A 5,521-nucleotide genomic window follows, 5' to 3' on the forward strand; every position below is an offset into this window, starting at 1 on the left:
GGCGTGTTGTTTGAGAACTCAATAGTGTGTTTGGTGGTTTTTGTTTGTTGTTTTTTGACTGCACTCCGTGTTTTCCCGTTTGTGGGGTGTGGTTGTTTTTTTGATGCCAGATTGTTGGTGTCTTTTGTTTAGGTCAGATTGTTCTGAACTTGAATTCTGTCGGGTTTGTCCCGTGGTTTTTGTTTGGAGAGTTTGATCCTGGCTCAGGACGAACGCTGGCGGCGTGCTTAACACATGCAAGTCGAACGGAAAGGCCCTTCGGGGTACTCGAGTGGCGAACGGGTGAGTAACACGTGGGTGATCTGCCCTGCACTTTGGGATAAGCCTGGGAAACTGGGTCTAATACCGAATAGGACCACGCGCTTCATGGTGTGTGGTGGAAAGCTTTTGCGGTGTGGGATGGGCCCGCGGCCTATCAGCTTGTTGGTGGGGTAATGGCCTACCAAGGCGACGACGGGTAGCCGGCCTGAGAGGGTGACCGGCCACACTGGGACTGAGATACGGCCCAGACTCCTACGGGAGGCAGCAGTGGGGAATATTGCACAATGGGCGCAAGCCTGATGCAGCGACGCCGCGTGAGGGATGACGGCCTTCGGGTTGTAAACCTCTTTCAATAGGGACGAAGCGCAAGTGACGGTACCTATAGAAGAAGCACCGGCCAACTACGTGCCAGCAGCCGCGGTAATACGTAGGGTGCGAGCGTTGTCCGGAATTACTGGGCGTAAAGAGCTCGTAGGTGGTTTGTCGCGTTGTTCGTGAAAACTCACAGCTTAACTGTGGGCGTGCGGGCGATACGGGCAGACTAGAGTACTGCAGGGGAGACTGGAATTCCTGGTGTAGCGGTGGAATGCGCAGATATCAGGAGGAACACCGGTGGCGAAGGCGGGTCTCTGGGCAGTAACTGACGCTGAGGAGCGAAAGCGTGGGGAGCGAACAGGATTAGATACCCTGGTAGTCCACGCCGTAAACGGTGGGTACTAGGTGTGGGTTCCTTCCTTGGGATCCGTGCCGTAGCTAACGCATTAAGTACCCCGCCTGGGGAGTACGGCCGCAAGGCTAAAACTCAAAGGAATTGACGGGGGCCCGCACAAGCGGCGGAGCATGTGGATTAATTCGATGCAACGCGAAGAACCTTACCTGGGTTTGACATGCACAGGACGCCGGCAGAGATGTCGGTTCCCTTGTGGCCTGTGTGCAGGTGGTGCATGGCTGTCGTCAGCTCGTGTCGTGAGATGTTGGGTTAAGTCCCGCAACGAGCGCAACCCTTGTCCTATGTTGCCAGCGGGTTATGCCGGGGACTCGTAGGAGACTGCCGGGGTCAACTCGGAGGAAGGTGGGGATGACGTCAAGTCATCATGCCCCTTATGTCCAGGGCTTCACACATGCTACAATGGCCGGTACAAAGGGCTGCGATGCCGCGAGGTGGAGCGAATCCTTTCAAAGCCGGTCTCAGTTCGGATCGGGGTCTGCAACTCGACCCCGTGAAGTCGGAGTCGCTAGTAATCGCAGATCAGCAACGCTGCGGTGAATACGTTCCCGGGCCTTGTACACACCGCCCGTCACGTCATGAAAGTCGGTAACACCCGAAGCCGGTGGCCTAACCCTTGTGGAGGGAGCCGTCGAAGGTGGGATCGGCGATTGGGACGAAGTCGTAACAAGGTAGCCGTACCGGAAGGTGCGGCTGGATCACCTCCTTTCTAAGGAGCACCATTTACATGCCCTGATCCAGGGTTTCCCCCATGCCGGCAACAGTGCCGGGGTTCATGGTTGGGATTGTCGCCGGCGCCTGTAGTGGGCTTGTCCGGCGGGTGCATATGACAACAAACGCTGATCAGCTGGGATGACACGTTGATCGATAAGATTGCCAGACACACTGTTGGGTCCTGAGACAACAGGCCCGTTCGCTTCCCCCTCGTGATGGGGGTGGGAGACACCGCTCCGTTGGGGGTGGTGGGGGTTGTTGTTGCCTCACCGGTTTTGGTGGTGGGGTGTGGTGTTTGATTCGTGGATAGTGGTTGCGAGCATCTAACGCGCGCAGAGATGGGTTGCCGGCGGCTTTCGGGTCGTTGGTTTTTCCTTCTGTGTGTGTTGATGTGCAATTTTGATTCTTGTTTATCAATTGGTTTTTGTGCGTAAGTGTTTAAGGGCGCATGGTGGATGCCTTGGCATCAGAGGCCGATGAAGGACGTAGGAGGCTGCGATATGCCTCGGGGAGCTGCCAACCGAGCGTTGATCCGAGGATGTCCGAATGGGGAAACCCAGCACGAGTTATGTCGTGTTACCCACGCTTGAATATATAGGGTGTGGGAGGTAACGCGGGGAAGTGAAACATCTCAGTACCCGTAGGAAGAGAAAACAATTGTGATTCCGTGAGTAGTGGCGAGCGAAAGCGGATGAGGCTAAACCGTATGCATGTGATACCGGGTAGGGGTTGTGTGTGCGGGGTTGTGGGACCTATCTTTCCAGTTCTACCTGGCTGGAGGGCAGTAAGAAAATGTCGTGGTTAACGGAAGTGGCTTGGGATGGCCTGCCGTAGAGGGTGAGAGTCCCGTACGTGAAAACCCGATGTCTGCCTTGATGGTGTTCCCGAGTAGCAGCGGGCCCGTGAAATCTGCTGTGAATCTGCCGAGACCACTCGGTAAGCCTAAATACCTTCTGATGACCGATAGCGGATTAGTACCGTGAGGGAATGGTGAAAAGTACCCCGGGAGGGGAGTGAAATAGTACCTGAAACCGTGTGCCTACAATCCGTCAGAGCCCTCGTTTACGTGGGGTGATGGCGTGCCTTTTGAAGAATGAGCCTGCGAGTCAGGGACATGTCGCGAGGTTAACCCGTGGGGGGTAGCCGTAGCGAAAGCGAGTCTGAATAGGGCGTATCCCGTAAGGGTGTAGTGGCATGTTCTGGACCCGAAGCGGAGTGATCTACCCATGGCCAGGGTGAAGCGCGGGTAAGACCGCGTGGAGGCCCGAACCCACTTAGGTTGAAGACTGAGGGGATGAGCTGTGGGTAGGGGTGAAAGGCCAATCAAACTCCGTGATAGCTGGTTCTCCCCGAAATGCATTTAGGTGCAGCGTTGCGTGTTTCTTGCCGGAGGTAGAGCTACTGGATGGCCGATGGGCCTCACCAGGTTACTGACGTCAGCCAAACTCCGAATGCCGGTAAGACAAAAGCGTGGCAGTGAGACGGCGGGGGATAAGCTCCGTGCGTCGAGAGGGAAACAGCCCAGATCGCCGACTAAGGCCCCTAAGCGTGTGCTAAGTGGAAAAGGATGTGCAGTCGCGAAGACAACCAGGAGGTTGGCTTAGAAGCAGCCACCCTTGAAAGAGTGCGTAATAGCTCACTGGTCAAGTGATTGTGCGCCGATAATGTAGCGGGGCTCAAGCACACCGCCGAAGTCGCGGCATCCGCAAGGATGGGTAGGGGAGCGTCCTGCATCCGGTGAAGCAGCCGAGTGATCGAGTTGTGGAGGGTGTGGGAGTGAGAATGCAGGCATGAGTAGCGAATAGGCAAGTGAGAACCTTGCCCGCCGAAAGACCAAGGGTTCCTGGGGCAGGCCAGTCCGCCCAGGGTGAGTCGGGACCTAAGGCGAGGCCGACAGGCGTAGTCGATGGACAACGGGTTGATATTCCCGTACCCGTGTGTGTGCGTCCGTGATGAATCCATTGTGCTAACCATCCAAATGGCACGTGATGATCCTTTCGGGGATCACGTGTTGCCGGCTGCGTGGGACCCTGGTGGGTAGTAGTCAAGCGATGGGGTGACGCAGGAAGGTAGCCGTACCGGTCAGTGGTAATACCGGGGTAAACCTGTAGGACGAACGATAGGCAAATCCGTCGTTCATGTGTCTGAGAGGTGATGCATAGCCGAGTGAGGCGAATTCGGTGATCCTATGCTGCCAAGAAAAGCCTCTAGCGAGTGCACACATGGCCCGTACCCCAAACCAACACAGGTGGTCAGGTAGAGAATACTAAGGCGTACGAGTTAACTATGGTTAAGGAACTCGGCAAAATGCCCCCGTAACTTCGGGAGAAGGGGGACCTCCATACCGTCAACACCCTTGCGGTGGGTAGCGGGAGGGGGTGGCACAAACCAGTGAGAAGCGACTGTTTACTAAAAACACAGGTCCGTGCGAAGTCGCAAGACGATGTATACGGACTGACGCCTGCCCGGTGCTGGAAGGTTAAGAGGACCTGTTAACTCCTTCGGGGGTGAAGCGGAGAATTTAAGCCCCAGTAAACGGCGGTGGTAACTATAACCATCCTAAGGTAGCGAAATTCCTTGTCGGGTAAGTTCCGACCTGCACGAATGGCGTAACGACTTCTCAACTGTCTCAACCATAGACTCGGCGAAATTGCACTACGAGTAAAGATGCTCGTTACGCGCGGCAGGACGAAAAGACCCCGGGACCTTCACTACAACTTGGTATTGGAGTTCGGTACGGTTTGTGTAGGATAGGTGGGAGACTGTGAAGCGCACACGCCAGTGTGTGTGGAGTCGTTGTTGAAATACCACTCTGATCGTATTGGGCTTCTAACTTCGGACCGTATATCCGGTCCAGGGACAGTGCCTGGTGGGTAGTTTAACTGGGGCGGTTGCCTCCTAAAATGTAACGGAGGCGCCCAAAGGTTCCCTCAACCTGGACGGCAATCAGGTGTTGAGTGTAAGTGCACAAGGGAGCTTGACTGCGAGACCTACAAGTCGAGCAGGGACGAAAGTCGGGACTAGTGATCCGGCACCCCCGAGTGGAAGGGGTGTCGCTCAACGGATAAAAGGTACCCCGGGGATAACAGGCTGATCTTCCCCAAGAGTCCATATCGACGGGATGGTTTGGCACCTCGATGTCGGCTCGTCGCATCCTGGGGCTGGAGCAGGTCCCAAGGGTTGGGCTGTTCGCCCATTAAAGCGGCACGCGAGCTGGGTTTAGAACGTCGTGAGACAGTTCGGTCTCTATCCGCCGCGCGCGTCAGAAACTTGAGGAAACCTGTCCCTAGTACGAGAGGACCGGGACGGACGAACCTCTGGTCTACCAGTTGTCCCACCAGGGGCACCGCTGGATAGCTACGTTCGGACAGGATAACCGCTGAAAGCATCTAAGCGGGAAACCTCTTCCAAGACCAGGTTTCTCACCCTTTTAGAGGGATAAGGCCCCCCGCAGACCACGGGATCGATAGACCAGACCTGCACACCCAGCAATGGGTTTAGGGAACTGGCACTAACCGGCCGAAAACTTACACACACCCAAAAAGAACCAATTGTGTGTAAACAAGACGAAGAACATTGCACATCCGTGCCTCGCAACCACCATCCACACCCAGAGTCGAACAGACCACACCCCACCACCAAATAACACCCCCAAAAAAGGGTGCCACAGGCCGGTAGAGGATTAAATAAATAGAGTTACGGCGGCAACAGCGGCAGGGAAACGCCCGGTCCCATCCCGAACCCGGAAGCTAAGCCTGCCAGCGCCGATGATACTGCCCTGCACGGGCGGAAAAGTAGGACACCGCCGAACACAAATTA

General features: G+C 55.8%; 3 rRNA genes. All 3 read left to right on the forward strand.

Annotated features, from left to right (window positions below):
* Positions 1-180: 180 nt before the first annotated feature.
* Positions 181-1,697, forward strand: a 16S ribosomal RNA gene (locus QRN63_RS29600).
* A gap of 433 nt (positions 1,698-2,130) precedes the next feature.
* Positions 2,131-5,237, forward strand: a 23S ribosomal RNA gene (locus QRN63_RS29605).
* 162 nt (positions 5,238-5,399) lie between these two features.
* Positions 5,400-5,513 (forward strand): 5S ribosomal RNA (rrf, locus tag QRN63_RS29610).
* The 16S, 23S and 5S rRNA genes sit together here, the layout of an rRNA operon.
* Positions 5,514-5,521: the final 8 nt, after the last annotated feature.

The organism is Mycolicibacterium sp. lyk4-40-TYG-92, from assembly GCF_030209435.1.
GTDB lineage: Bacteria > Actinomycetota > Actinomycetes > Mycobacteriales > Mycobacteriaceae > Mycobacterium.